Consider the following 24,853-nt stretch of genomic DNA (forward strand, 5'->3'; position numbering starts at 1 on the left):
ATTGGTAATGCCTTAATCTATTATGGTTTTGAATATGTATATATTCATCTAACTACTGTTAGGTTGAATCGTTTTACGATTAGCTTAAAATGAACTTGAGCCAAATACAAATCCGAACTATTCATCGAAATTTAGCAATTGATTCGATATAATTCGGATTTTTTTGTTGTATCATCACCTGATTTTTGATGAAAGACGCTTCGATTTTCAGACTTTTCTTTTAGATGATTTCCCTAGCTGTTTGATTTAAAGTGCCAAATAAAGGGAAGAGCTTCATATAAAGGAGAGTGACTATATGCATTACGGTGAATATGCGATACGTACTTATTATCTTGTTCTTTTTGTGTTTAGTGCCTTAGGAGTTTTATTTATTTTACTACCCTTCTTATTTAATGAAATATTACCAAAGGTAAAAATGGTGTTTATTATGGTCGGTATCATCATTCTTTTGCTATCCACCATTTTCCTAATTACTTCAGGTTATTGGGGAATAGAGAAGTTGTTTAGTCTCTAGGATCTAATGAGTAAAACCTACAGTAGCAGGGACAAAAGAGATGAGGAGCCCAGAAAGCTGTAAGAGGGCTCCCACTATTCTCTTCCAAAAGATACTCCTCGTACAGAGGAGCTCCAAAATGAACTTTCTTAAAGTAATGATTTTAGCATGGCGACTTCTTCCCCATTAGGTTAGTATTTCGTAGAGAATCAGGACCTTCCTTTTAATCGTAAGAAGGCAGATTTAGTATTTATCCACCCACCATTACATATTTAACTTATTAAATAATTTAAACTACGTTTTGTCCCGACTTCAATCATTAATCACCCTATCGTTAACCTAAAAAAAATAACAGTTGACATTTAACAAACCTTGTCTTAATCTTATTGTTAACCAAACAAAGAAAAAGGTGAACAATAGTGAAATCAAAACAACCTCTTAAAACATACGACCTAGCTATTATCCCAGTATTTGTAGCCTTACTTGCGATAGGTGCAAATGCGACGGCAATGATTGTAATCGGTGGGGTTCCTATTACCTTTCAAACCTTTATAGCGATTTTAGCTGGTGCGATTTTAGGAAGCAAACGTGGTATTTATGCAATCATCGTTTATATTTTAGTAGGCTTAATTGGATTTCCCGTGTTTTCTCAATTTCATAGTGGGCTTGGAGTTCTTTTTAGACCCACCTTTGGATTTATTCTCTCTTTTATAGGTGTTGTCTATATTACTGCTAAAGTCATTGAGAAAAGTAAACAAAAATCATTACTTACTTTTTTAATCGCCTGTTATCTTGGTCTCATCTTTAATTATCTATTTGGGACTACTTATATGTATTATTCTTATCAATTTTTAGCAGAACTTGATGCTATCACGTATTCAATGGCATGGGGGTGGATGATTGCTCCAGGAATTAAGGATCTTATATTTACCTTTTTTGCTGCGATTATTGCACAACGATTATATTCGATGGTTTATCGTAAGTCCGCAGAACCGATAAAAGAAGTGGCTTAAGCTCAAAAAAGAGTCCGGTACAATATCTCACGAATGAATGAATCCAACATTTTAGGTCCCCGCGTGTTCGCTCCCACAAGGCACTTCGCGCCCGGTGGGGTGGCGCCGAACTAACTTTCTTAAAAGTGGATTTCGGCATGGCCACTTCCTCCCACTGGAGTCTCCGTGCCTTGTGTCCGCTAGCTTACGCCTTCTACCCTTTAAAAAACCCTCCATTTTTATAATAAGGAGGGTTCATAGTTCGTTCTTGATGTTTGTTTGTATCCATTACACATCATTTCCATTTTCGCAATAGGATTTTCTTTAAAAGCAACTTAGTACCAGTCTGTTTTAGATTTGCTAATACATCATGGCTGCTATCCACCCAAAAATGATTAACGGAATATTAAAATGTAAAAAGGTTGGCACACAAGTATCCCAAATATGGTTATGCTGACCATCTGCATTTAATCCAGAAGTTGGACCAAGTGTACTATCTGAAGCAGGAGCACCCGCATCGCCGATGGCACCTGCTGTTCCTATTAAAACAATGATCGCCATCGGACTAAAACCAACCGCAGTACCTAAAGGGACAAATATGGTTGCGATAATAGGCACAGTTGAAAAGGCCGATCCAATTCCCAACGTAATGACTAACCCTATTATGATCATAATAAAAGCTGTAACACCTTTACTATCTCCAACTACTAACAGCATATCATTTACTAGTGCATCAACCTCTCCAGTTTCTCTTATTACAGCTGCAAAACCAGAAGCACTTATCATGACAAAACCTATAAATGACATCATTTTCATACCATTTGTTAAGACTGAATCTGCCTCTTTCCATTTCAAGGTCCCTGATAATAAGAGAGTTATAATTCCTGAAAGACCAGCTATGATCATCGAACTTGTTATCGTTTGAACATATAGAGTGACTATGATAGCGAGCATCGAAAAACATAAGGATAACGTATCTTGCCTAGACTTTGTTGAAGGATTCTTGTTATTCAAAGATTCCTTTGCTTCCAGGAGGTCCTTTTCTACATATTTTTTAGGTTTACGATAAGAAATAAATACAGCAAATAATAGACCTATTAACATTCCGACAACAGGTAATACCATTGCCTCTGGGACTTGCTCTATTGAAACCTCGACTCCATTCTCATTAATATTTTGAACGACAATATCTTGAAATATATACCCGAACCCATAGGGTAATAGCATATAAGGAGCAATTAACCCAAACGTTAAAATGGAAGCGATCGCTCTTCGATCAATTTCTAATTGATTTAAAATTTTTAAAATCGGTGGAATTAATATAGGGATAAATGCAATGTGTATAGGAATTAAATTTTGAGAAAAACAAGCAATCATTAAAATCATTAAAAAAATAAGTGATTTGGAAAGCTTCTTTCGCTTAGAATCACCATTTTTGCCAACGATTCTAATAATAACTTCTACTAGTTTATCAGGTAAACTACCTTGTGAAATGGCTACAGCAAATGCACCTAAAATTGCATAATTCAAGGCAATTGCGGCTCCTCCTGCTAGACCGTCTGAGAAAATTTCAATCGTTTCGCTAAAGCTTAATCCACCAAATACCCCACCAACTATTGACCCAATAACAAGTGCAATCACTACATGTACTCTTAACAAACTCAATATAAGCATTAGCATTACTGCTAATAAAACGGCATTCATACCACAGTTCTCCTTTAACTCACTAATGAACTAAATCAAAATACTATACCACACTAACATTAAGCAGCTTCTACTGTCAAATAATTATTTTCGTTCGATAAAGGATTAATGAGTTAAAGCATCTAAATAATTAGGATTTAATAAAATAATAATATTCAAAGACATTAGAAAAACCAAAATGATTATATAACTTCACTGCTGCTTCATTCTCTTTTAAGACCTGCAAATAGGCATTTTTCGCTCCGTTTTGTTTTCCCCATGTTAATAGCTGTTGAACTAATTGTTTGGCGAAGCCTTCACCACGTCGTTCTTCCTTTGTAATAATATGAAAAAGCCCAACATGCTGATGATCCAATATCGCTGTACCACTAGACAAAAGTTCACCATCCTCCACTAATTGAACAAACACTTGCTTCTTTCGTTGTTTTTCTACCATCATATTCAAATATTTAACATCTTTACTACTAATTGAATGTAGCTTTAATAGTCCCTCTATCCATATATCTTTCGTTACATATTGACCATACTTTTGCTTCTTCAATAGCGGTAACTCGCAAAGATTAGCTTGCTTCACTAACGAAGGAGAATGTTTGGTATAGCCATTTTTCTCTAAAAACTCTGCTAAGTCATGGTAGCTATGATGATCGATCATTTTAAAAATCGTTGGCCGTTCTTTTTTTTGATAAAAATCCTCACAATCTGAAACAAAGCTTTCAACTTTATGTATAGAGTTTGTATACGGAATGACAGAATTGGCTCTCTTTGTATATCCATAAGAATACTGTAGCAATGAGTCATCTATTTCTTTCATCTCTAAAGCAGGCATCGCATTTCTCGAATAAAGCTCTAACTGATTGATTAGTTTCATTGTCTTAGCTCTCCCTCCATCATATATATGCATAAATATACAATTGAATAAATATTAATACAATAATGATTGAGATAAAATTATACTCTAAATTAAAAAAAACTCTTTATAGAGGTGACGAGATTATCCGAGAGCTACTAGGGGAAAGCGACTTCTGAAATGAGTTGACCGAAGTTCATAACAAATAAAAGAATGAAACTTCCTATCATGTACCACTGGGGTCTCCGTGCCTTCTGTTTGCTAACTTATGCCTTCTACCCTTTCAAAAAAACCCTCCTTTTTTCACAGTAAGGAGGGTTCATGGCTCATTCTTATGTCTGCATACATTAAATATCATTTCAATTTTCTCTCGTGTGATGATTTTAAAAAAGGTTTATGTCCCTTCCTCTTCTTCGTTATTCTATGCATCCTTTACACACCATTTCTAGTTTCACAACAAGTGTTCATCATGAAAATCGATCATAAAATGGACTAAGCGTTAAAACGACTTAAAAAGGATTGAAGTCTTTCACTTTCAGGATTTTCTAAAACATCTTCTGGTTTTCCGTATTCCGCGATTTTACCAGCATCTAAGAAGAATACGCGATCTGCCACATCTCTAGCAAAATCAATCTCATGTGTAATAAGAATCATCGTCGTTTCACCATCTGCTGCAATATCTTTGATAACCTCTAACACTTCCCCGACTAATTCAGGATCAAGCGCTGCTGTCACTTCATCAAAAAGCATCACTTTTGGTTGCATAACGAGTGATCGTGCTATTGCCACCCTTTGCTGCTGTCCTCCTGATAGTTGTGAAGGATAGTTCTCCATTTTATCGGCTAATCCTACCTTTTCCAGCATTTCCTTTGCTCGTTCTGTTGCTTCTTCTTTACTAATACCTAAAACATTAATTGGAGCAACTGTACAGTTTTTTAATATAGTCATATGTGGAAAAAGGTTGTATTGTTGAAACACCATTCCAATGTTTCCTCTAACCTTTCGTAGATGCTTTTCATCTGCTGGAACTAGCTGATCTCCATCATATTTATGCCAAAGCATCTCACCATCTACTTCTATCGTTCCCGATGTAGGCTCCTCTAATGTCATTAACATACGAATAATCGTCGTTTTTCCAGATCCAGAAGGACCGATTAAAGCAATTTTTTCTCCTTTAGCTACATCTAAATCTAAGTTTTTTAGTACCGTTGTCTCTCCAAAAGATTTACTTACATTTTTGTAGGAAACAATTGGTTTTAAAATGGCTGTTTCATTTTCATGCTCTAATTTTTTTGCCGCTTGTTCACTCATGCTTTCACTCCCCTTTGTTGAACTGGATCTTTTGAATCAAGTTTGCCGACTCGTTTTTCTAAATACTTAATAAATAGCGCCGATGGATAACTTAAAACTAAGAATAAAAATCCGACAATGGTGATAGGCTCAACATATCGGAATGTCTCACCACCAATGACTTGAGCAACATTAAGCATTTCCACAACAAAAATTGCAGATAGTAATGGTGTTTCTTTAAACAACACGATTAAATAATTTCCTAGCATTGGAATAACAGGCGGTATAGCCTGAGGCAATATGACTTTTTTCCAAGTTTGCACATTTGTAAAATTGAGTGCTTTACTTGCCTCCCACTGACTTTTAGGTACAGATTCAATTCCTGAACGATAAATCTCAGAAATATAGGTACTGTAGTGAATTCCTAATACGAGTGCCCCTGTTTGAAATCCATTTAATCCTGTTGCGTAATAAACAAAGAATAATTGCACTAATGGCGGTGTAGCCCTAATAAATTCGATAATCCCAGCAATGGCTAAAGAGAATATCTTTATTTTAGAACGTCTTAATAGCGTTAAAATTAACCCAACCGTTAATGCTATGATATAGGCAATAAATGTAACACTGATGGTTATTCCAATTGCTTTTACTATTTCAGGGAAAACCCGAAAGGCAAACTCCCAATTCCAAGCATTTGTATTCATGCTGTACTCACCCCTTTAGAAGCCCGTTTTTCTAACCATCTTGCTAAGAAGATTAACGGAAGAGCCAGAAGGAAATATAAAATTAATAAATAAGTGAAAATTTCTACTTGACTCGCTAATGATGTATTACTACTTCTAAGCAAGGAAGCTCTAAAGGTCATGTCTGACAGTGTAATAATCGATACAAGCGATGTGCCCTTTAATAGCTCGATCGCATTATTACCAAACCCTGGAAGCATTAATCGGACCGCTTGAGGAAGTATCACCAATCTCATTCTCTGCCACTTTGACATGTTTAAAGATATGGCTGCTTCTGTTTGACTATGAGCAATCGATTGAATCGCTCCTCTTACCACTTCTGATGCATAGGCACCGTAATTAAGCCCTAGCGCTAGTGCACCTGCAAAAAAAGTTGACATCGCTAAGCCTGGAAAAATTAATGGTAGTGCGTAAACAAAGAAAAACATTTGAACAAGCAAAGAAGTTCCTCTAAATAACTCTACAAACACTGTGGAGATAAATCGAATAATGCCAATTTTAGATGTTCGTCCAATTCCTGCAATAAAAGCGATAAGATAGGCAAAAATAGCACCTAGTATAAATACCTGTACAGTTGTTTCCAAACCTCTTAGAAGCACAGGAATAAACGTCGAAGCATTACTAAACATCTCACCACCCCTTTCTAAATGACTTCCTTAATAAGAAAGTACGTTCCTATTCATTTTTTTAAAGTATTAAAAAAGCATGGGGAAGCCACAAATATGTAACAACACACCATGCTTTCCTTTTAACTTATTACTATAACAAATTAAGCTTCCTCTTGGTTGCAACGGTCTGCAGTTGTCACTTCTCCAGTTGGTACATTATCTTCACCAAATCCAAATTCTGAAATGATTTCTAAAAGCTCTCCAGAATCAATTAGCTCTTGTAAATGTTCATTATATTGATCACGAAGCTCTCTTCCCTCATCACTATCAGCAAATACGGCTGCACCATACGCTACCTGAGGCTCTCCATCAATAACAGGCTGTTCGAAAGGCTCTGCTCTTTCAATAGCATCTAGGTTTGCTGATTCTAAGGCAGCAGTTAGAGTAGCTTCTGTCATAACGGTCGCATCCACGTCGCCTGATTCAAGGGCAGCTATATTATCTGCAATTGAGTCAGCCGTTTGAATTCGACTAGAATCCATTCCTAATTGTTGTAAAATTTCAATTTGATTGGCAGCAGACATAATAGACACCGTCAAGTCTTCATTAGCTACTAAATCTTCATAGCTATAAATGTTATGAGGATTTCCAGCAGCTACGGCCATTCCTTCTCCATAAACTAATTCAACATCAGCAAATTCTGCTTGCTCACAACGCTCAGGTCGAATATCCATTCCTGCTGTTACGACATTGTAGTTACCAGCATTTAAGCCTGGGATTAATGAGTTCCAGTCCGTAACTTCTCCCTCTACATCCTCATATCCCATTTTTTCAAAGACAGCTCTGGCGATTTCTGCATTCGCTCCTGTAACATTATCCGTTTGTAAATCGATATAGCCATAAGGCTCTTCGTTTGCGACACCTACTTTGATGGAATCACTTGAGCCACATGCTGCTAGAAAACAAATAACTCCAAATAAAATAAGTGCTGTTGTAAAACGTTTCATTAAATTGACCCTCCTTAATAGTTTGAAAAAAATATATAAATTATATCCATTAAAGTAAAAATTAGGATATAAATTGTATAACAAATACTAGTGAAACGCTACTTCTACGATTAAAGGTGAAGTTCACTATTTTCCGAGGGTTCTTTGTACATTTTGTTAATTACCACTAAAAAGGCTTTTTGAAACCTAAATAAGTAAAATCCTCTTAATCTTTTTTACAACTTTTCAAATTTTTCTATCCATATAAAATCATAATGTAAAACGATTACTCACTCAAATGTCATTTGCTTGCCTATCTTGCCATGACCTTCGATATTCTAGGATTAGATGCTATTAAACAACTGAGATAACATTATGCTCATAACATCGTCTATATAAATGTAAATGCTTCCTTTTTATTCTTTTTTGTTCTTTATGGTGAAAAAAGGATTGTATCATCATTTTTCATAAAATGTGACACAACCCTTTTTATTCCATTATTTTATTTGGTTTGTTCGGCTAAATAAGCTAAAGTTCTAGCCATAACGCCAGTTCCTCCAGCTCTACCAGTATGAGAAGCTCTACTCGCCCAAGAGGTTCCTGCGATATCTAGATGTACCCATGGAGTCTCTTCTGCAAATTCTCCAATAAATAAACCAGCTGTAATACTTCCTCCTAATCTACCTGGAGCATTATTTAAATCAGCAACATCACTTGATTTTAGTAAATCATGATAAGGTTTGTGAGTTGGAAATGCCCAAACCCACTCGCCAGCTTCCTCACTTGCTTCTTCTACCTTATGGAACCATTCCTTATTGTTCGTAATCGCTCCAGTTGTGCAATCCGCTAAAGCAACTAATACTGCTCCTGTTAAAGTAGCAACATCTACTAATTCACTAGCACCTAGCTGTTTAGCATACGAAACGCCATCCGCTAAAACTAAACGACCTTCTGCATCCGTATTTCTTACTTCGATTGTTTTACCGTTCATCGCACGAATCACATCACCAGGCTTTAATGCTGAGCCACTTGGCATATTTTCTGTAGAAGGAATGACCGCAAGAACATTTCGTTTAGGCTTTGTTTGCCCAATAATATCCATGGCTCCAAGGACAGCAGCTGCGCCTCCCATATCACCCTTCATTTCATGCATTTTTAATCCTGGCTTCAAAGAGATTCCACCTGAATCAAAGGTAATCCCTTTACCCACTAAACCAAGTACGTCTTCCCATTCATCAGTTGCTTGATATTTAAGAACGATCATTTTAGGAGGTTCTACTCCACCAGCAGCCACTGCTAGCAATGCTCCCATTCCAAGCTCTTCCATTTGTTCCTTCTCAAGGATTTCTACCTCAAAACCATGCTTTTGAGCTAATTTCTCAGCTTCTTCAGCCAAATATGTTGGAGTTAATAAGTTACCCGGGATATTAATTAATCTTCTCGATAAATTTGTTCCTTCTGAGAAGACTAATCCTTTTTGGGCATAATCAACCCAATTCTCATTAGCACCTTCATGAATCATTTCAATACTTTCAAAAGAATAGCTTTCGTTATGACTATTCTCCTTATAAGTCTCAACTTTATATAGAGCTAGCCCGATTGACTCCATTATAAGATGAATATTTTTTTCTTGACTTTCATTGTCGACAAAAAAAGATTCTACATCAATGGCCACACTCTTCACTTTTTCCTGAGCCGCTTGACGAGTTACTTTACCTAATGCTTGTTGTAAGTCCGAAGAATTCCATTTCTCTTTTTTTCCTAAACCTACAAGGTAAATGGCTTTTGTTTGCATTTGCCCAAATGTATGAATTTTAGTAATTTCATGAAGCTTTGTATGTATTTGTTTTTCTTGATAAAGTTTTGAAATATTTTCATTAAATGAGGCATCGATGGTTTTTAACCAAGAATTCAATTCTTCCTTCTCATGAATACCTATAAATAGGGCATCATAATGATGATTCTCTTTCCATTCCTTTGTGATTGTAATCAATATAATCACTCCTTTAATAGTAAATTCCTTTATTATTATACAATCTTTCGCATTACGAAAGGAAGTTTTTAAAATAAAAAGTGATTTTATTTTAAAAAAAGGGTAAAGAATTGTTATCTTTATCTTATTGAATTGTATTTGTTTTATCATATTTCATCTAACAAGTTATGATATAATGAACACAACTAATTCAGTAGTAAACTGTTCAGTCACTTGAGAAAGGAAGATTATAGAACGTATGGAAATTTTACATAACTTCCCACTTTGGGCAGCTCTATTTGCGATTTTCTTTGCCCAATTTATCAAAATACCTTTGGCTTATATTCCGACAAGAAAATTTGACTGGACTTTATTTACTAGTACAGGAGGAATGCCTAGTTCCCATTCAGCAGCTGTATCTGCTTTAGCAACAGCGGTTGCATTGGAGCATGGACTGGATTCTACCATTTTTGCCGTCGCCACTATCTTAGGAATAATCGTCATGTTTGATGCAACAGGTGTAAGGCGTCATGCAGGTTACCACGCAACAGTATTAAATCAGCTTGTATCTGATTTTAATAAGCTTGTAGGAGAGGTTCGTAAGTGGCCTAAAAAAGAAGAGATTGAAAAAAGACAGGAGCTCAAAGAGTTATTAGGGCACCAACCCATTGAAGTCTTTTTTGGCGGATTATTAGGTATACTATTGACGTTACTTCTAGACTTTATCTTCATCGGGTAGAAAAGAAAAAAGAGGTTGTCCATATGGGAGCAGCCTCTTTTTATTGCTCTAAAACCTAAGTACCCTGTAGAAAGGCAAAGCTTTTTTTAATTTTGATTGATGAAAGCTCTCAGATTTAATTCTTCAATAGGAAGCTTCTCTTTATTATAGTCACTACAAAAAAAGGATAAAGAATTTTTTGTTTCTCCATCCTCTTTTGATTTTAAGTTATCCTCATATATAGGATGATTAGCGGTCAATTTGCTCTCTAAAAACTTGGACAGCCTCATCTTCATTTAATACGTTTAATTCTTCTTCTGTTAATTTTCCATTCCCAACTTCAATGACATAAACATCAATTTCCCTTTTACCCCATTTGGAATATACATCCTGTACCGTTTCATAATAAAGGTCGATTTTATTTCCTTTGATAGCAGATCCTGTATCGGCTACAACTCCATATCCATATTCTGGGATAAACAGAATCGTACCAATAGGATAAATAGATGTATCAGCGGCTATTGTCGAATATAAATCTCGTTTTACTTCTACCCCTGAAAAGGTAATACCATACCCAGGGTGCCCAGGTGATTTTCCTGTTGATTCAACCCCGGCTGTATAACCTGTGGCAATTACACGATTACTAGGATACTGAGTCCAATCTAACTCCTCTAACGATACTGGCTTTGATTCAATCGTTTCTAACGATTTTGATAATTCATTTCTTGATTGAAAAGGTAATGTTTTTTCAGTCATTTGACTTTGTTTGAACTGAGAATAACTAGCCATATATGGGTCATCGGTTTGAATAGCTAAAATTTGCTCTTTCATCCATCCCTCGACTTCTGCAGCACTTACTCCTGAAAATGTGTAGAAAGTTGAAAGAACAGCGATGATTAATAGTATACTCATACCTATACGTCGACCAGCCGTTTGTACTCTTTCCATTTTCTCTCACTCCTCTCATTTTGTAAGCATCTCCAAAATGATTCAAAGTTATTCAAAACGGAAAAATATTTTTTAATTATTCAATTAATTTAGTCTATTCCTTTATTTTTAAATCGGATATAAAAATAGAAGACTGTCATAGCTAAATTTGAAATGTATGCAATGACTGCTTAACAAACAACGAACAGGCCCTTCCTTTTTAATAAGAAGGGGCCTGTTGAATTGGAATAACCTTTATGAAATGACGTCAATTCCACACAAAAGTCACGGAGAATCTAGTGGAACGATGTAGTCAAGGTCGAAATCACTGCTAAAAAAAGTTAGTTTGACAGCACCTTCCCGAACTAAGAGTGCCTTGGAAGAGCGAACATCCAGTCAACTAACATAAGTGCAGTTCTTCATTCATACGCAATGTACCAGAAGCACACCTTTTCGTCAAAGAGTTCATTTAAAACATTTGGTAGCCTCTAACTCTTAACATCTTAATAACGATACCAGATAATATAGCTCCTAAAAATCCAAAGGAGAGGATTAAAATATCTACAAACATTAATGACATCAAATTATTCCATAATGCCGGAAAAGCCATACCGGGCGATGTTATGTAATCGAAAATAGAAACATCATGTACAATTAATATGACAACTATTGGGTAAATAACTGCCATAACCCAAGTCGATCTCAACACCATATTTAATAAAAAGCCGATACCGAAAAATAAAACTAAAAATAGAATCATCGATATGACTAGTTGGGGAATATTCACCATTAACACCTCCACATCATAGTTAGTTTACTTAATGAGATCACTTATCGTCAAATTTATATCGCTTTCTCTATGGTTTTTTATATCGCATAAAAAAACGACAGAGGTAAAGCCCCCCGTCGTTTTCGCTCCGTCTATTTTATAGTGGGCTTTTACCACGCTTCAAAGTAAGTCCCGGTCCACCTAGTAAAAATAGATAACGGTTATCTATCATTTTTTTCATGAAGCTTGCTGGTGCACCATAAAGTTTTCTTGAACCTACTACACCAATCGCTTCTTTTCCACCTAATGATGCAACTGTTCCTTTAAGAGCTGGCTTAAATGTTTTTAATGAGCCTTGTCCAGTGACCAAAGACTTAAGGTTGTCTGCACAGACATCAGCCATTTGCATAGCAATTTGAGCAGTTGGAGGATATGGACGATTAATGTCTTCATTAATAATCAGAGCACAGTCTCCAATAACAAAGATATCATCATGTCCTGGGGCTCTTAGGTTTGGCTCAACCTTAATTCGACCACGCATTGCATCAAATCCAGATTTCTCGATGATTGAGCTTCCACGAACTCCTGTAGCCCAAACAATAGTTGCTGCCTTAATCTCATCTCCACTTGCAAGAATAACACCATCAGCTGTTACTTCTTTAATTGGACAGTTTATTTTAAACTCAACACCGCGATTTTCTAATAAATTCATTGCATATTCAACTAATTCAGGATCAAATCCTGGTAGAGCTGATGGCGCTGCTTCGATTACGTACATTTTTACTTTATCACGAGGAATATCATAATAGCTGCATAGCTCAGGCATACGCTCTGAAAGCTCTCCAATAAATTCGATTCCTGTAAAACCAGCACCTGCAACGATGAATGTTAACATATCATCGGTTTTTTCTTCGACATTATTGTATTTAGCGAAAACATACTCAATATGCTCTTTTACTTCTCTAGCACCATTAACGGTCCATTTGCTAAATGCATGTTCAAAAACACCCGGAACACCAAATGTCTCTGCTTCTGAACCTAACCCAATCACTAAATAATCATATTCTACTTCGCCATTTTTTAAGATGACTTTTTTATCATCTTTTTTTATTTCTACAACTTCATCTTGTAAAAAGTTGATGCGGTTCATATTTAACACACTTTTAATAGGCATTCTAGTGCGCTCAGCTGATAATGTTCCTGCTGCTGGTTCATGTAACCACGTAGTTTGGTAGTGGTAATCATGCTTGTTAACTAGAGTGATACTAGCCTCATTTGCAGTTAATTGCTTCGTTAATCTCGTAGCCGTAATCATCCCACCGTAACCTGCACCTAAAATAACGATACTTGGCTTCTTCAAAATCATCACATCCATTTTCTTAGTATATAAAATGATAACAATGCCTTCATTTGTGATCTATTTCACGAACTTAGACAAAAAGACAGAAGTCAGAAAATCTGACAAAATAAGTTCCTTATAACTAACAAAACACACTATTAATAATATGGCTTTTTTGTCTTTTTTTCAACAATTTTTTTCGTTTTTCCCAAAAACTTATATCCAGTAATCCATCTATTACTTTTATTGTTAATTCGCACCATATTTTATTCCATATTATGAACATTATTCTAATATTAAGGACTAAAGTAGATAGTTTTCAAATTTTCCCCTTTAATATATGAAGAATGTGTTTCCTCTATACTTAAATCCATTTCATCATTCATATCTTATAATGATAACCGAGCGATTTAGTTTTTGATTTTCACTTTAGGTAGATGCTTTCCCAAGGGCTTGTTTTCAGCTAACTCTGACTGCGCAGAGCTTCGTCAGAGTGGATCTTCAAACGGCGCTCATCCTTTGGGAGTCACTACCTACCGTTACAATCAACGAGTAAATTCGCAAACATTCAAGAAATTTTTTATATTGAATGTTTGGTTTTATTCACTTATAGAGCAATGATGAGATTCACTCACTTACAAATTATATAGCTCATTTCAAAAACGATACATCTACCATTTTTTTGTATGTATCGAAATACTCCTTCCGCTTAATTATAGAGCGTATAGTTTAATAAGGATAAAAATTTCCTACTTTATAAAATCTGACATAGGAAAAAGGTGCATAATCTTTTCTTTTGCCTTTCTCTATGCGTATAATAGAGGTTGTGTGGAAAATGTACCAATATAGATAGGGGTGGAAATATGGATAAAGATAATTTATATGATATTACCATTATTGGTGGTGGACCAACGGGATTGTTTGCTGCTTTTTATGCTGGAATGAGACAAGCTAAAGTTAAAATTATTGAAAGCATGCCTCAACTTGGCGGACAATTAAGTGCACTCTACCCAGAAAAATATATTTACGATGTTGCCGGCTTTCCTAAAGTTAAGGCACAGGATCTTGTTGATAGCTTAACAAAACAAGCTCAACAATTTAATCCAACCGTATCACTTGAGCAAACCGTTAGAACGCTTGAAAAACAAGAGGATGATACTTATATCATTACAACGGATAAAGAAGCTCACTATACGAAAGCAGTTATTATTACAGCAGGGGCGGGAGCTTTCCAACCTCGTCGACTAGAAGTAGACGGAGCTGCTCAATATGAGGGCAAAAACCTCCACTACTTTATACAAGATTTAAGTCAATTTACCGGTAAACGTGTCGTTGTTTGTGGTGGAGGAGATTCAGCATTAGATTGGTCATTAATGCTTGAACCTTTAGCTAAGGAAGTGACACTTATTCACCGTCGTGATAAATTTAGAGCACACGAACACAGTGTAGAACTACTTCATCAATCTAAAGTGAACGTTATGACTCCTTTTGAAATTTCAACGATTGAAGGAGATGGAGAAGCTATTCAATCCATTACACTTCAAGAAATCAAAGGTGAGCAAACCCACAAACTAGATATTGATGCACTCATTGTCAATTTCGGTTTTGTTTCATCACTTGGTCCTATTAAAGAATGGGGCTTGGAAATCGTTAAAAACTCCATTGTCGTGAATACTAAAATGGAAACAAACCTTCCTGGCGTTTATGCTGCAGGCGATGTTGCCACATACGAAGGAAAAGTAAAACTAATTGCGACTGGATTTGGCGAAGCACCTACCGCTGTTAATAATGCAAAAGCAGCCATCGATCCAAAAGCAAGATTATTCCCAGGTCATAGTACTAGTCTTTTTTAAAAAGGAGCTGCTCTAGCATATAGAGCAGCTTTTTATATAAAAAAACTCCTTAAGAATTTTCCTCAAGGAGTTTAATATAGAAAAGAGCTTTTACTTTGCCCTTTTAGTCTAACAATTTTCAGGTGTACCTGCATTTTTAGCGGTTCTAAAAGAAGAGCCACAGCCACAGTTTGCAATAGCATTCGGATTGTCGATTGTAAATCCGCCACCCATCATATTTTGTTTGTAATCAATTTTTAACCCGTTGATAATAGGTGCACTTTCTTCATCTACTAATACATGTAGTCCATCTATTTCAAACAAGCTATCTTCAGACGTTTTTTGAGTATCAAACCCCATACCATAGGATAAACCGCTACAGCCACCGCCTTTTACTCCAACTCGTAAAAAGAGATTCTCTTCTCCCTCAGAAGCCATCATTTCTTTTACTTGGCTTACTGCAGATTCTGTTATTGTTATCATGTTCATTCCCTCCTTACTTATCTAATATAAGTATATAACGACAAGACCATACATACAAGATTAGTGTATTCATCTAAAATTCAATTGGTTTATGTGAGCTTTTCTAAATTTAGAGAATCTAAAAAAAGAATGTAATTATGAGCTTGGTCAAGTTCTTGACTATATTTTAGAACGAGAGGATCCTGCATCCCTTTTTGAGCGGCTGTAATAATCATTTTTTCACGTAGCTTTTCTATCCGTTCAACACATGCATCATACGTTAAAGTACTACCCATATTTACCCTCCCCTTCTAAAAGTAAATCAATTGATAATCTCTTTTTCTATTACACTCAATCTTCCAACATACAAAAATGTATTTTAATTACATTTTAATCAATTATTAAAAAAATAACAACTAGATTATCTTCAATTCAGTATAATGACCTATATAATTATAGAAAATCCCTTATTTTGTCATTATCTCCGACACTCTTTCTTTTATTCCCTGACCATTAATAGTATAATAGATTTTAAATAGTTCTTTTTTTATGAACTATTTTTATAGAGGTTTGCTTGAAATTAACTGGAAATAACTTTATACCGATATATCTAAGTCATATTGCTTACATATCGGATAAAAGGTTGCTATTAAGAATCTTCGTTGCTACTTGTTCATCGTTTAACAAGTCATTGCCAGATTAACCTAGATTTCTTCATACAGCGCACTGACTCCTTAAATACATTAAAAAGGAGACCTTTTATTTATGAACCTTTCCGTATCAACCAAGCTTTCTAGTATTCAAGAAAAAGTTGAGCAAGGTATTCGATTAAATTTTGATGATGGGCTGTATTTACTTCAGTCTAGTGATTTAATCTCGTTAGGAAAAATGGCTGATTTTGTACGCAAGCAAAAAAATGGAGAACATGTTTATTTTATTCAAAATACTCACCTGAACTATACGAATGTCTGTTTTTTAAGCTGCAAACTTTGTGCCTTTGGTTTAAATGAAAGAAATCCAAGAGCCTATTCCCTTTCCTTAAAAGAGCTGGAAGAAAAATTTATAAGCATGCAAGGGAAAGGATATAGTGAGCTTCATATTGTTGGTGGAGTTAATCCTAGGTTGCCTTTTAGCTATTATGAAGAAATGTTAAAGTTATCCAAAAAGCATAACCCTACTATTCATATTCAAGCTTTTACCGCTGTAGAAATTGACTATATTTCTCGCTGTGCTAAGATATCAGTGAAAGAAGCTTTAATAAGACTTCAAGATGCTGGTCTTGGCTCGATCTTAGGCGGTGGAGCTGAGATTTTTAACGATGATGTACGAAAACTCATTTCGGGACATAAAACAAATTCAAAAAGATGGCTTGATATACACCGTATGTCTCATGAAATAGGAATTCGTTCTAACGCTTCTATTCTCTATGGACATATTGAAAAACCTGAACATATTATTGATCATTTTATTCAATTAAGAGAATTACAAGATGAAACAAACGGATTTCAGGCTTTTTTTGCTTTTGCTTTTCATCCTGACCATACTCGCCTTGCAAAAGAATTTGAAATCCATTCAGAAACAACAGGGATTTTAGACTTAAAAATCCTAGCTGTTGCACGGTTAATGCTTGATAATTTTCAACATATCCGTGCGTTTTGGATGATGATTGGTCAAAAGCTTGCACAAGTATCTTTACAATTTGGTGTAAATGATTTAGATGGTACAGTGATGGAAGAACAAATTGTTCATGCTGCTGGAAATGATTCGGTACAAATGATTCCTAAACAATCTTTTATCAACATGATTAAGGAGACAGATAGAATTCCCGTTGAACGTGATACTCTTTATCAAACGCTTCGGGTCTACTAAAAAAGCGGAGGAGATAAAATGGGAGTAATCTTATCAGATAATAATCTACAAAATATTGCCGAAAAAGTGAGCAATAATGAACGACTTACGATTGAAGATGGTTTGTATTTATACGAAACACCAGATTTACTCGGAGTTGCACAGCTAGCTAATCAAGTAAATCTTAAAAAGAATGGTAATCATGTTTATTTCATCGAAAATATGTATATAAATCCAACAAATGTTTGCGAAGCAAACTGCAGCTTTTGTGGCTTTAAACGTAAAGCAGGACAAGATGGTGCATACACGATGCATGAAGAAGAGCTATTAGAATACGTTTCAAAGCGCTGGAGCGATGGTATCCGCGAATTCCATATTGTCGGTGGACATAATACCGATGTACCTTTTGATTATTATTTAAATACCATTCGTACATTAAAAAAGCATTACCCAAATGTAACAGTAAAAGCCTATACGGGAGCAGAAATTGAGTTTTTCTCTCGTATTTCAGGATTATCTATGAAGGAAGTTTTACAAGAATTAATGAAAGCCGGTCTAGATACTCTTCCTGGTGGTGGAGCAGAAATTCTGACCGAACGATACCGTGAAAAAATGAGTCCTGATAAAGCATCTACCGATCAATGGCTAGAAGCTCATGAAATTGCTCACAATCTCGGCTTAAAAACTCATGCAACGATGCTATATGGTTCAATAGAGAGTACAGAGGAACGATTAATTCATATGGATCGTGTCCGCCAGTTGCAGGATCGTACAAATGGGTATATGGTTTTTATTCCATTAGCTATGCAGCCTAGAAGTGTAAAAGCAAGCATTAAACGAAGAACATCTGCCTATGATGATATGAGAACCATTGCCATTAGTCGTTTAATGCTCGATAACTTTGCTCATATAAAAGCTTATTGGATTAATATCGGTGTTCAACTTACCCAAATGGCTCTTTCTTTCGGGTCAAGTGATATACACGGTACATTAATTGAAGAGCGCATCTCTCACTCTGTTGGTGCACTTACCTCTTCAGGAATTACTCGTGATGAGCTTATTCATCTTATTAAGAGTGCGAATAAAATACCTGTTGAAAGAGATACATTCTATAATGTGATTAAAACATACTAAAAAAATCAGGGGTTGAATCCCCTGATTTTTTTATATGAAAAGTAATTTTACTATAGCTTTACGATATAATCGCCTGTACAAATCGTTTCTGCAGCCCCTGTCATCCAAACGTGACCATCATCCTTCCAAACAATGGTCAAATCCCCACCTAATAAATGAACAACAATTTCTTTATTTTTTTCTAAATATCCATTTAATATACTAGCAACCACAGCAGCACAGGCGCCTGTTCCACATGCCTGAGTAATACCCGAGCCTCTTTCCCAAACTCTAAAATTCAGCTCTTCGTTATTGACTACTTCTACAAATTCTACATTTACCCATTCCGGAAAACGAACATCCTTTTCTATCATTGGTCCTAATGAAGAGACTGGCGCATTCACAATATCATCAACAAACATAATAGCATGAGGATTTCCCATAGAAACGGCTGTAAGTTGATATTTTTCGTTATTCATTTCAAACAACTCGTTTATAACCTGTTCACCCGGATTGCCAAGCATCGGAATTTGCTCCCGTTCTAGTACGGGCAGGCCCATATCGACCGTAACACTTACCACCTGCTCTTCTTTTAAGTGAACAGTTGCTTCCACCAAACCTCCCAAGGTTTCAATCATAAAGGTTGTGTCCTCTACGTAACCTTTTTCATAAGAAAATTTAGCAACGCATCTCAATCCATTTCCACAATTTTTAGCCTCTGAGCCATCATTGTTAAACACTCTCATTTTAACAGGAGCTACTTCAGAAGGGCAAACCAATATAAGTCCATCTGAACCAATTCCTGTATAAGGATTCGCCACTTCTTGAGCAAGCGATGGTAGCTGTTCTTCTTGTAATGATTCTTTGAACATATCCACATATATATAACTGTTGCCTAAACCATGCATTTTAGTAAATTTCATCGCTGTTTCGCTCCTTATTTTCTTAAAGGCTGATCGGTCCAAAAATAATCGTCATCCGCTTCGAGTATCGTCATTTTCTCATTGCAGCAAGGCATAATAAGAATCACTTTAAAACCTTCTTTTGCACGAGCTAAATCTCTCGTTTTCATATGAGTTAATACTTGCTCCTCATCACAATAAGGGCAAGTATGAATATAAATGTCATTGATTTGTTTTTCATAAGGCCACGTATTTATAAAAGGTATAACATCCATTGCTTTCCTCCTTAAAACGAGGGTATTTTTATCGTATTAAAACATCGGATTTTCCTCTAAATATTGATATATATTATCAACCAATTCCTCAGTTGTTTCCCCAGAAACATATTCACCATTCACTAAGGCAAAAAAATCATAGGCACAGCTACCACAATGAGAGAGACATCCATATTCAATGATATCTAAATTTGGATCTTTCTCTAAAATTTCCATTGCTTTTTGCGAACCACTTGCAAGATTACTTAAACAAAATTCAATAATTGGTCTCATGTTCATCACCTCTACTCCTACATCGTCTATGCTACTCTGCTGCAGGAATAAAGTCAATTCCCACAAATTTTAATCAATTTCCAATATAATTGTTGAGAATTTGTCACATAATCGTTATAATCAACACTGACCACGGTCATTTTTATAAAGGAGACTCGTAATGAACCTAAAAATGACTAAAAAAGCTTCATCTACTAAACATAAAATTGAAACCGTAGCCATGGAACTCTTTAGAGAGCAAGGTTTTCATGCTACAACCGTCCAAGAAATAACCAAACATGCAAAAGTAGCAAAAGGAACCTTCTTCAACTATTTTCCGACAAAGGACTCCATTATGAAATCCTTTGCTCATAAAAGACTTGATCAAGTAATGGCAAACTTAGAGCAAATGTCTCTTAAGAAACAGCCATTCGTATCAAGAATTCGTTCTTACTTATATTTTATATTAGAGGATTATGATTCACATCCAAACCTTACCATACAAATTTTGACGTATGTTATTGAGGAAGAAGATATTTTAAGAACTCATATGAATCAACTTTTAAAACATGCTATAAAAAGAAACGAATTAGAAAGTAGCCTTTCTCTAGACACTTGGAGTCACCTATTAGTAGCGATTATTTCATACGGGTTAAAAACGTATCAGTATGAACCAACCAAAAATGCATTATTACATCATGTGATGAAATTGGTTGAAACTAGCACTATTACGATCACAGAAAAAAGGAGAAATTTCGGAATGAAAAAACTGCTTCTACTAGGAGGAGGCTATGGTTCAATGAGAATCTTACAGCGTCTCCTCCCTAACGATTTACCGAACGATACAGAGATTATTTTAGTTGACCGCTTGCCTTATCATTGTTTGAAAACGGAATATTATGCACTAGCTGCTGGAACAGCATCTGATCAGCATCTTCGCGTTTCTTTTCCAGATGATCCTAGATTGAAAATTAAATACGCAACGGTTACTGAAATCCAAATAGATGAGAAGCGAGTTTTATTAGATGATGGGGAATCTATTGACTATGACAAATTGGTTATTGGACTCGGCTGTGAAGATAAATATCACAATGTTCCTGGTGCCCAAGAAAATACCTATAGTATTCAAACCATGCCGAAGACAAGAAGAACTTATGAAGCACTTAATAATGTTCGCCCGCAAGGAGTAGTATCTATTGTCGGCGCTGGTTTAAGTGGTGTTGAATTAGCTAGCGAGCTAAGGGAAAGCCGTCCTGATGTAACAGTGAAGCTCTTTGACAGAGGCGATATTATTCTTTCAATGTTTCCTCGCAAGTTAAGTGAATATGTTCAAAACTGGTTTTTAGAGCACGGTGTAGAAGTGATTAATCAATCCAATATTACTCAAGTAACCAAAAACGGGCTTTATAACCATGATGAATTTATAGAAAGTGACGTTGTCATTTGGACCGCAGGAGTTCAACCCGTAGAGGTAGTCCGTAATCTTGAAGTAGAAAAAGGTCAATCTGGAAGAGTAAAATTAACTCCACAGCACTTTTTACCAACTGATCCCGATGTTTTCGTTGTCGGGGATTGTGCTGAATTACCTCACGCTCCGAGTGCACAACTAGCGGAAGGCCAAGCAGAACAAATTGTTACCATTTTAAAAAAGCAATGGAATCATGAGCCCCTGCCAGAAGAATTGCCTAAAATTAAACTAAAAGGCGTACTTGGATCTTTAGGGAAAAAGCATGGCTTTGGACTAATGGGGGAGCGAACATTGTTAGGAAGAGTTCCTCGTGTTTTAAAAAGTGGCGTACTTTGGATGTATAAATATCACTCAGGTTCATAGAATTCAAAAACCCTCAAAACATCTTAGGGATGATCCCTTAGTTGATGAGGGTTTTTTGTGTTACAAATGGTCTTCTATTCTTTTTGAAATAACCTTTAGATTAGGATTCCCTTCTCCTACTACTTCCCCGTTTAGAACGACTAACGGATAAAAGTATTCTTCTTCCTTTATGGCCTGAGAATATTTTTGATCCTCTTCCTCATTCAAATCATCATCAATATTTAAATAAAAAAATTGAATCGACTGTTCTGGAAATTTACGGGTGATAGCCGCTTCTAGCCACTCACTCGTTTCTTTTGCACTTGGTAAATGGATGCAGCTAGCGCATTTTTCATCTGCTCCATAAACTTTAAACGTAAAGGATTGCTTCATAACGATCTCGCCCCTTTTTAACATGAATAATGAACTATCCTATTTATTTTATAGTTTTTAGAACGATTATGAAAGGAAATAAATCATGTAACTTTATATTCTCACTGTATTTAGGCGATTTTCAATAAGATTTTAATATTGCAACCGAAACAGCCCTTTTTATCAAGCTTAATCACTATTTACTTTACTTTCTTTATTGTTTATATTATATTCGTTCTAAATAAGATTTAAAAATTGGTAGCTAGATCATGGATTTTTTTTGATATCCCTAGTATAATATAAAGTAGAAAGGAGTTGTTAAATATGGCAATTACGACTGAAACATTTGAACAGGTAAAAGAAGTATTGGATAAGCTTCGTCCTTTCTTGCTTCGTGATGGTGGGGATGTTGAACTTGTAGATGTAGATGATGAAGGAGTTGTTCATGTTCGCCTACTAGGTGCATGTGGCTCTTGCCCAAGCTCAACAATTACGTTAAAAGCAGGGATTGAGCGTGCTCTTCTTGAAGAAGTACCAGGAATTACAGAAATCGAACAAGTATTTTAATCAAATATGTAAGCACCTAGTATATACTAGGTGCTTTTTTTCCATATTATTTAGCTATCGGTTTAAGGGGTAATGATACCACCTTAATTCCTTCCTTAGCTGGATATAATACATCAATTTCAAAGTTTGTAAATTGTTCCTCTAATAACTCTTTCACCTGATTCCCTTGGTTAACCGGGGCTAGAATAAGCATTGTTGGACCAGCACCACTTAAAGCCGCTCCATATGCGGGAGTTTCCTGATTTACAAAACTCATCACATCATGTAGATGAGGAATTAATTTACCTCTAAATGGCTGGTGAAACTCATCTCTAAACATCATCCGACCAACCATTGGCCAATTTCTTTGCAAAATGGCTGCCACCAAGACGTTTGAGACGCTACTTCCTCTAATGGCACTTTTGAAGTCTAAGCTATCTGGTAATACACTACGTGCCAGCTTTGTTTTTAATTCCTCAGGTGGAATAAGTAAAATTAAATCTACCTCTGGAATACCTCCATAAAGAACATCCGTTTCCTCTTCAGTATGAGTTCCTATTGTGAGTCCACCATAGACAGATGGCGATACATTATCAGGATGTCCTTCCCAAAGTGAAGCGAAGCGAATCTTTTCTTTTTCATCCATTTTTACGGAAGAAAACTGATTGGCCAATTCTACACCAGCTACTATAGCTGCTGCACTACTTCCTAAGCCCCTCGCTAACGGAATGTTGCTAGTCATCGAAATGTTACAAGCAGGTAAATGAATGTTTTTTTTGTCTGCCACATGTCTGGCAACTTGACAAATTAAATTATCTTCCCCTTGAGGAATTCCTTCTAAATTAGAGGAGTCCGAGGTAAAGGACCATTTCTCTGCTACTTCAACGATTAACGTTAAATACCGATTAACAGCGAGACCAATCGAGTCAAAACCTGGTCCTAAATTAGCTGTACTAGCTGGGACCGTTATTTCAAAGCGGGAATCACTCATTGAGTGACACCGCCCTTAATATGTGCTAAAAATGCTTCTTCATCATTTGGTAATACAGTCGGTTTAACTGTTACTGTATCCATGGCAGTACTTGGGTCCTTTAAGCCATTTCCTGTTAAAACACAAACAACTTTTGACCCTTTTTTAATTTCACCAGACTCTATTTGTTTTTTCAAACCAGCAATGGAAGCACACGAAGCAGGTTCAGCAAATATACCTTCCTTCTTTGCAAGAAGCTGATAGGCTTCTAAAATATCATCATCTGTTACATAGTCGATTTTTCCATTTGACTCTTGGGCTGCATCAACTGCATAGCTCCAACTCGCTGGATTTCCAATTCGAATAGCAGTAGCAATCGTTTCAGGCTCTTTAATGACTTGATTTTGAACGATGGCCGCAGCTCCTTCTGCTTCAAAGCCTCTCATCTCAGGTAACCCAGTACCTTTACTTTCATGATACTCTTTAAAGCCTTTCCAGTAGGCCGTAATATTTCCAGCATTCCCGACAGGAATACAAAGAACATCAGGTGCTTGGCCAAGCGCATCGCATACCTCAAAAGCAGCTGTTTTTTGACCTTCGATACGATAAGGGTTCACTGAATTAACAAGTGTTACAGCTTCTTTCTCACTAATACTTCGAACAATATCTAAAGCATTGTCAAAATTCCCTTTTATTTCGAGGACCTCAGCTCCATACATCACTGCTTGGGCTAGCTTCCCTAAAGCGATTTTTCCTTCGGGGATAACAACTATACAACGTAAACCTGCTCTTGCCCCATATGCTGCTGCAGCTGCTGATGTATTACCTGTAGAAGCACAAATAATCGTTTTACTTCCTTCTTCTTTAGCTTTCGCTACTGCCATAACCATTCCTCGGTCTTTAAACGAACCTGTTGGATTGGCTCCTTCATATTTAACGTACGCTTCTACTCCCCATTCTTTTGACAATGCTTCTAATGGTACTAGCGGAGTATTTCCCTCACTCAATGTTAATAGTGGCGTATTTTCATTAACTGGTAAATACTCTTTATATTCTGTAATTAATCCTCTCCAACTACTCATC

The 24,853-nt window shown here is 36.0% G+C and carries 26 protein-coding genes and 1 pseudogene; 9 read left to right on the top strand and 18 right to left on the bottom strand.

Annotation, left to right across the window (positions count from 1 at the left end):
* The first annotated feature begins 295 nt into the window (after positions 1-295).
* Both AZF04_RS05090 and AZF04_RS05095 read left to right on the top strand, forming a co-directional pair.
* Positions 296-514: a hypothetical protein gene (locus AZF04_RS05090; protein ID WP_061947826.1), complete on the top strand. Its 219-nt coding sequence runs from the start codon at positions 296-298 to the stop codon at positions 512-514.
* Positions 515-912: 398 nt separating this feature from the next.
* The gene (locus AZF04_RS05095) at positions 913-1,506 is read left to right on the top strand and encodes a biotin transporter BioY (RefSeq protein WP_061947827.1); all 594 of its coding nucleotides are present in this window, start codon (positions 913-915) and stop codon (positions 1,504-1,506) included.
* 339 nt (positions 1,507-1,845) lie between these two features.
* On the opposite strand, the gene AZF04_RS05100 is transcribed toward AZF04_RS05095, so the two are convergent.
* The 7 genes from AZF04_RS05100 to AZF04_RS05130 all read right to left on the bottom strand — a co-directional run bounded on the left by AZF04_RS05100 (position 1,846) and on the right by AZF04_RS05130 (position 9,656).
* Positions 1,846-3,189 (bottom strand): Na+/H+ antiporter family protein, encoded by a 1,344-nt coding sequence (locus tag AZF04_RS05100; protein ID WP_061947828.1) that lies wholly within the window; start codon positions 3,187-3,189, stop codon positions 1,846-1,848.
* Between the two features lie 130 nt (positions 3,190-3,319).
* Positions 3,320-4,057 carry a GNAT family N-acetyltransferase gene (locus tag AZF04_RS05105; protein WP_061947829.1) on the bottom strand — a complete coding sequence of 246 codons (738 nt, stop codon included), beginning with the start codon at positions 4,055-4,057 and terminating at the stop codon, positions 3,320-3,322.
* A 471-nt stretch (positions 4,058-4,528) separates the two neighbouring features.
* On the bottom strand, positions 4,529-5,347 hold the full coding sequence (gene ehuA, locus AZF04_RS05110) for an ectoine/hydroxyectoine ABC transporter ATP-binding protein EhuA (RefSeq protein ID WP_045482805.1): 819 nt from the start codon (positions 5,345-5,347) through the stop codon (positions 4,529-4,531).
* Positions 5,344-6,030 carry an ectoine/hydroxyectoine ABC transporter permease subunit EhuD gene (ehuD, locus tag AZF04_RS05115; RefSeq protein ID WP_045482808.1) on the bottom strand — a complete coding sequence of 229 codons (687 nt, stop codon included), beginning with the start codon at positions 6,028-6,030 and terminating at the stop codon, positions 5,344-5,346. The genes ehuA and ehuD overlap by 4 nt, the downstream gene beginning before the upstream one ends.
* Positions 6,027-6,698 carry an ectoine/hydroxyectoine ABC transporter permease subunit EhuC gene (gene ehuC, locus AZF04_RS05120; RefSeq protein WP_061947830.1) on the bottom strand — a complete coding sequence of 224 codons (672 nt, stop codon included), beginning with the start codon at positions 6,696-6,698 and terminating at the stop codon, positions 6,027-6,029. The genes ehuD and ehuC overlap by 4 nt, the downstream gene beginning before the upstream one ends.
* Positions 6,699-6,838: 140 nt before the next feature.
* Positions 6,839-7,684 (bottom strand): transporter substrate-binding domain-containing protein, encoded by an 846-nt coding sequence (locus tag AZF04_RS05125; RefSeq protein WP_061947831.1) that lies wholly within the window; start codon positions 7,682-7,684, stop codon positions 6,839-6,841.
* A 481-nt stretch (positions 7,685-8,165) separates the two neighbouring features.
* Positions 8,166-9,656 carry a leucyl aminopeptidase gene (locus AZF04_RS05130; RefSeq protein ID WP_061947832.1) on the bottom strand — a complete coding sequence of 497 codons (1,491 nt, stop codon included), beginning with the start codon at positions 9,654-9,656 and terminating at the stop codon, positions 8,166-8,168.
* Positions 9,657-9,894: 238 nt separating this feature from the next.
* Here AZF04_RS05130 and AZF04_RS05135 point away from each other — a divergent pair, with 238 nt between their 5' ends.
* A complete protein-coding gene (locus AZF04_RS05135; RefSeq protein ID WP_045482828.1) occupies positions 9,895-10,374 on the top strand; it encodes a divergent PAP2 family protein in 480 nt (159 codons plus the stop codon).
* Positions 10,375-10,602: 228 nt separating this feature from the next.
* Here the strand turns inward: AZF04_RS05135 and AZF04_RS05140 are convergent, their stop codons facing one another.
* From AZF04_RS05140 to AZF04_RS05150, 3 genes are all read right to left on the bottom strand, one after another.
* Positions 10,603-11,301, bottom strand: coding sequence for a 3D domain-containing protein (locus AZF04_RS05140; RefSeq protein ID WP_061947833.1), 699 nt, complete (start codon positions 11,299-11,301; stop codon positions 10,603-10,605).
* Positions 11,302-11,749: 448 nt separating this feature from the next.
* The gene (locus AZF04_RS05145; protein WP_045482834.1) at positions 11,750-12,070 is read right to left on the bottom strand and encodes a YuiB family protein; all 321 of its coding nucleotides are present in this window, start codon (positions 12,068-12,070) and stop codon (positions 11,750-11,752) included.
* Positions 12,071-12,206: 136 nt separating this feature from the next.
* Positions 12,207-13,424, bottom strand: coding sequence for an NAD(P)/FAD-dependent oxidoreductase (locus AZF04_RS05150; protein WP_174522667.1), 1,218 nt, complete (start codon positions 13,422-13,424; stop codon positions 12,207-12,209).
* Positions 13,425-14,251: 827 nt separating this feature from the next.
* Here AZF04_RS05150 and AZF04_RS05155 point away from each other — a divergent pair.
* Entirely contained in the window at positions 14,252-15,241 is a 990-nt protein-coding gene (locus AZF04_RS05155; protein ID WP_061947834.1) for an NAD(P)/FAD-dependent oxidoreductase, read from the top strand.
* Positions 15,242-15,349: 108 nt separating this feature from the next.
* Here the strand turns inward: AZF04_RS05155 and AZF04_RS05160 are convergent, their stop codons facing one another.
* Positions 15,350-15,703, bottom strand: a complete 354-nt coding sequence (locus AZF04_RS05160) for a HesB/IscA family protein (RefSeq protein ID WP_061947835.1) — start codon at positions 15,701-15,703, stop codon at positions 15,350-15,352.
* Between the two features lie 89 nt (positions 15,704-15,792).
* Positions 15,793-15,978: an aspartyl-phosphate phosphatase Spo0E family protein gene (locus AZF04_RS05165; protein ID WP_045482856.1), complete on the bottom strand. Its 186-nt coding sequence runs from the start codon at positions 15,976-15,978 to the stop codon at positions 15,793-15,795.
* Between the two features lie 469 nt (positions 15,979-16,447).
* Between AZF04_RS05165 and mqnE (AZF04_RS05170) the strand changes: the two genes are divergently transcribed.
* Both mqnE (AZF04_RS05170) and mqnE (AZF04_RS05175) read left to right on the top strand, forming a co-directional pair.
* Positions 16,448-17,551, top strand: coding sequence for an aminofutalosine synthase MqnE (gene mqnE, locus AZF04_RS05170; RefSeq protein WP_061947836.1), 1,104 nt, complete (start codon positions 16,448-16,450; stop codon positions 17,549-17,551).
* 18 nt (positions 17,552-17,569) lie between these two features.
* Positions 17,570-18,664, top strand: coding sequence for an aminofutalosine synthase MqnE (gene mqnE / locus AZF04_RS05175; RefSeq protein ID WP_061947837.1), 1,095 nt, complete (start codon positions 17,570-17,572; stop codon positions 18,662-18,664).
* Between the two features lie 50 nt (positions 18,665-18,714).
* Here the strand turns inward: mqnE (AZF04_RS05175) and dapF are convergent, their stop codons facing one another.
* The 3 genes from dapF to AZF04_RS05190 are packed head-to-tail and all read right to left on the bottom strand — an operon-like array spanning position 18,715 to position 20,093.
* Positions 18,715-19,566, bottom strand: a complete 852-nt coding sequence (dapF, locus tag AZF04_RS05180; protein ID WP_061947838.1) for a diaminopimelate epimerase — start codon at positions 19,564-19,566, stop codon at positions 18,715-18,717.
* 14 nt (positions 19,567-19,580) lie between these two features.
* The gene (locus tag AZF04_RS05185; RefSeq protein ID WP_045482868.1) at positions 19,581-19,820 is read right to left on the bottom strand and encodes a hypothetical protein; all 240 of its coding nucleotides are present in this window, start codon (positions 19,818-19,820) and stop codon (positions 19,581-19,583) included.
* 36 nt (positions 19,821-19,856) lie between these two features.
* Complete coding sequence (locus tag AZF04_RS05190) at positions 19,857-20,093, bottom strand: YuzB family protein (RefSeq protein WP_045483023.1); 237 nt, start codon at positions 20,091-20,093, stop codon at positions 19,857-19,859.
* A 220-nt stretch (positions 20,094-20,313) separates the two neighbouring features.
* Between AZF04_RS05190 and AZF04_RS22010 the strand changes: the two are divergent.
* Both AZF04_RS22010 and AZF04_RS21880 read left to right on the top strand, forming a co-directional pair.
* A pseudogene (locus AZF04_RS22010) lies at positions 20,314-20,373 on the top strand (TetR family transcriptional regulator); the annotation flags it as partial.
* A 459-nt stretch (positions 20,374-20,832) separates the two neighbouring features.
* Positions 20,833-21,903 carry an NAD(P)/FAD-dependent oxidoreductase gene (locus tag AZF04_RS21880; RefSeq protein WP_061947880.1) on the top strand — a complete coding sequence of 357 codons (1,071 nt, stop codon included), beginning with the start codon at positions 20,833-20,835 and terminating at the stop codon, positions 21,901-21,903.
* A gap of 60 nt (positions 21,904-21,963) precedes the next feature.
* Here the strand turns inward: AZF04_RS21880 and AZF04_RS05200 are convergent, their stop codons facing one another.
* The gene (locus AZF04_RS05200; RefSeq protein WP_061947839.1) at positions 21,964-22,275 is read right to left on the bottom strand and encodes a YuzD family protein; all 312 of its coding nucleotides are present in this window, start codon (positions 22,273-22,275) and stop codon (positions 21,964-21,966) included.
* A 303-nt stretch (positions 22,276-22,578) separates the two neighbouring features.
* Here AZF04_RS05200 and AZF04_RS05205 point away from each other — a divergent pair, with 303 nt between their 5' ends.
* Positions 22,579-22,821: a NifU family protein gene (locus AZF04_RS05205; RefSeq protein ID WP_045482874.1), complete on the top strand. Its 243-nt coding sequence runs from the start codon at positions 22,579-22,581 to the stop codon at positions 22,819-22,821.
* A gap of 46 nt (positions 22,822-22,867) precedes the next feature.
* Here AZF04_RS05205 and thrB read toward each other — a convergent pair whose 3' ends face one another.
* Positions 22,868-23,791 (bottom strand): homoserine kinase, encoded by a 924-nt coding sequence (thrB, locus tag AZF04_RS05210; protein WP_061947840.1) that lies wholly within the window; start codon positions 23,789-23,791, stop codon positions 22,868-22,870.
* Complete coding sequence (thrC, locus tag AZF04_RS05215; protein ID WP_061947841.1) at positions 23,788-24,852, bottom strand: threonine synthase; 1,065 nt, start codon at positions 24,850-24,852, stop codon at positions 23,788-23,790. Before thrC ends, thrB begins: the two co-directional genes overlap by 4 nt.
* Position 24,853 lies beyond the last annotated feature (1 nt).

The organism is Alkalihalobacillus trypoxylicola, assembly GCF_001590785.1.
In the GTDB taxonomy this organism is placed as follows: Bacteria; Bacillota; Bacilli; order Bacillales; family Bacillaceae_D; genus Alkalihalobacillus; species Alkalihalobacillus trypoxylicola.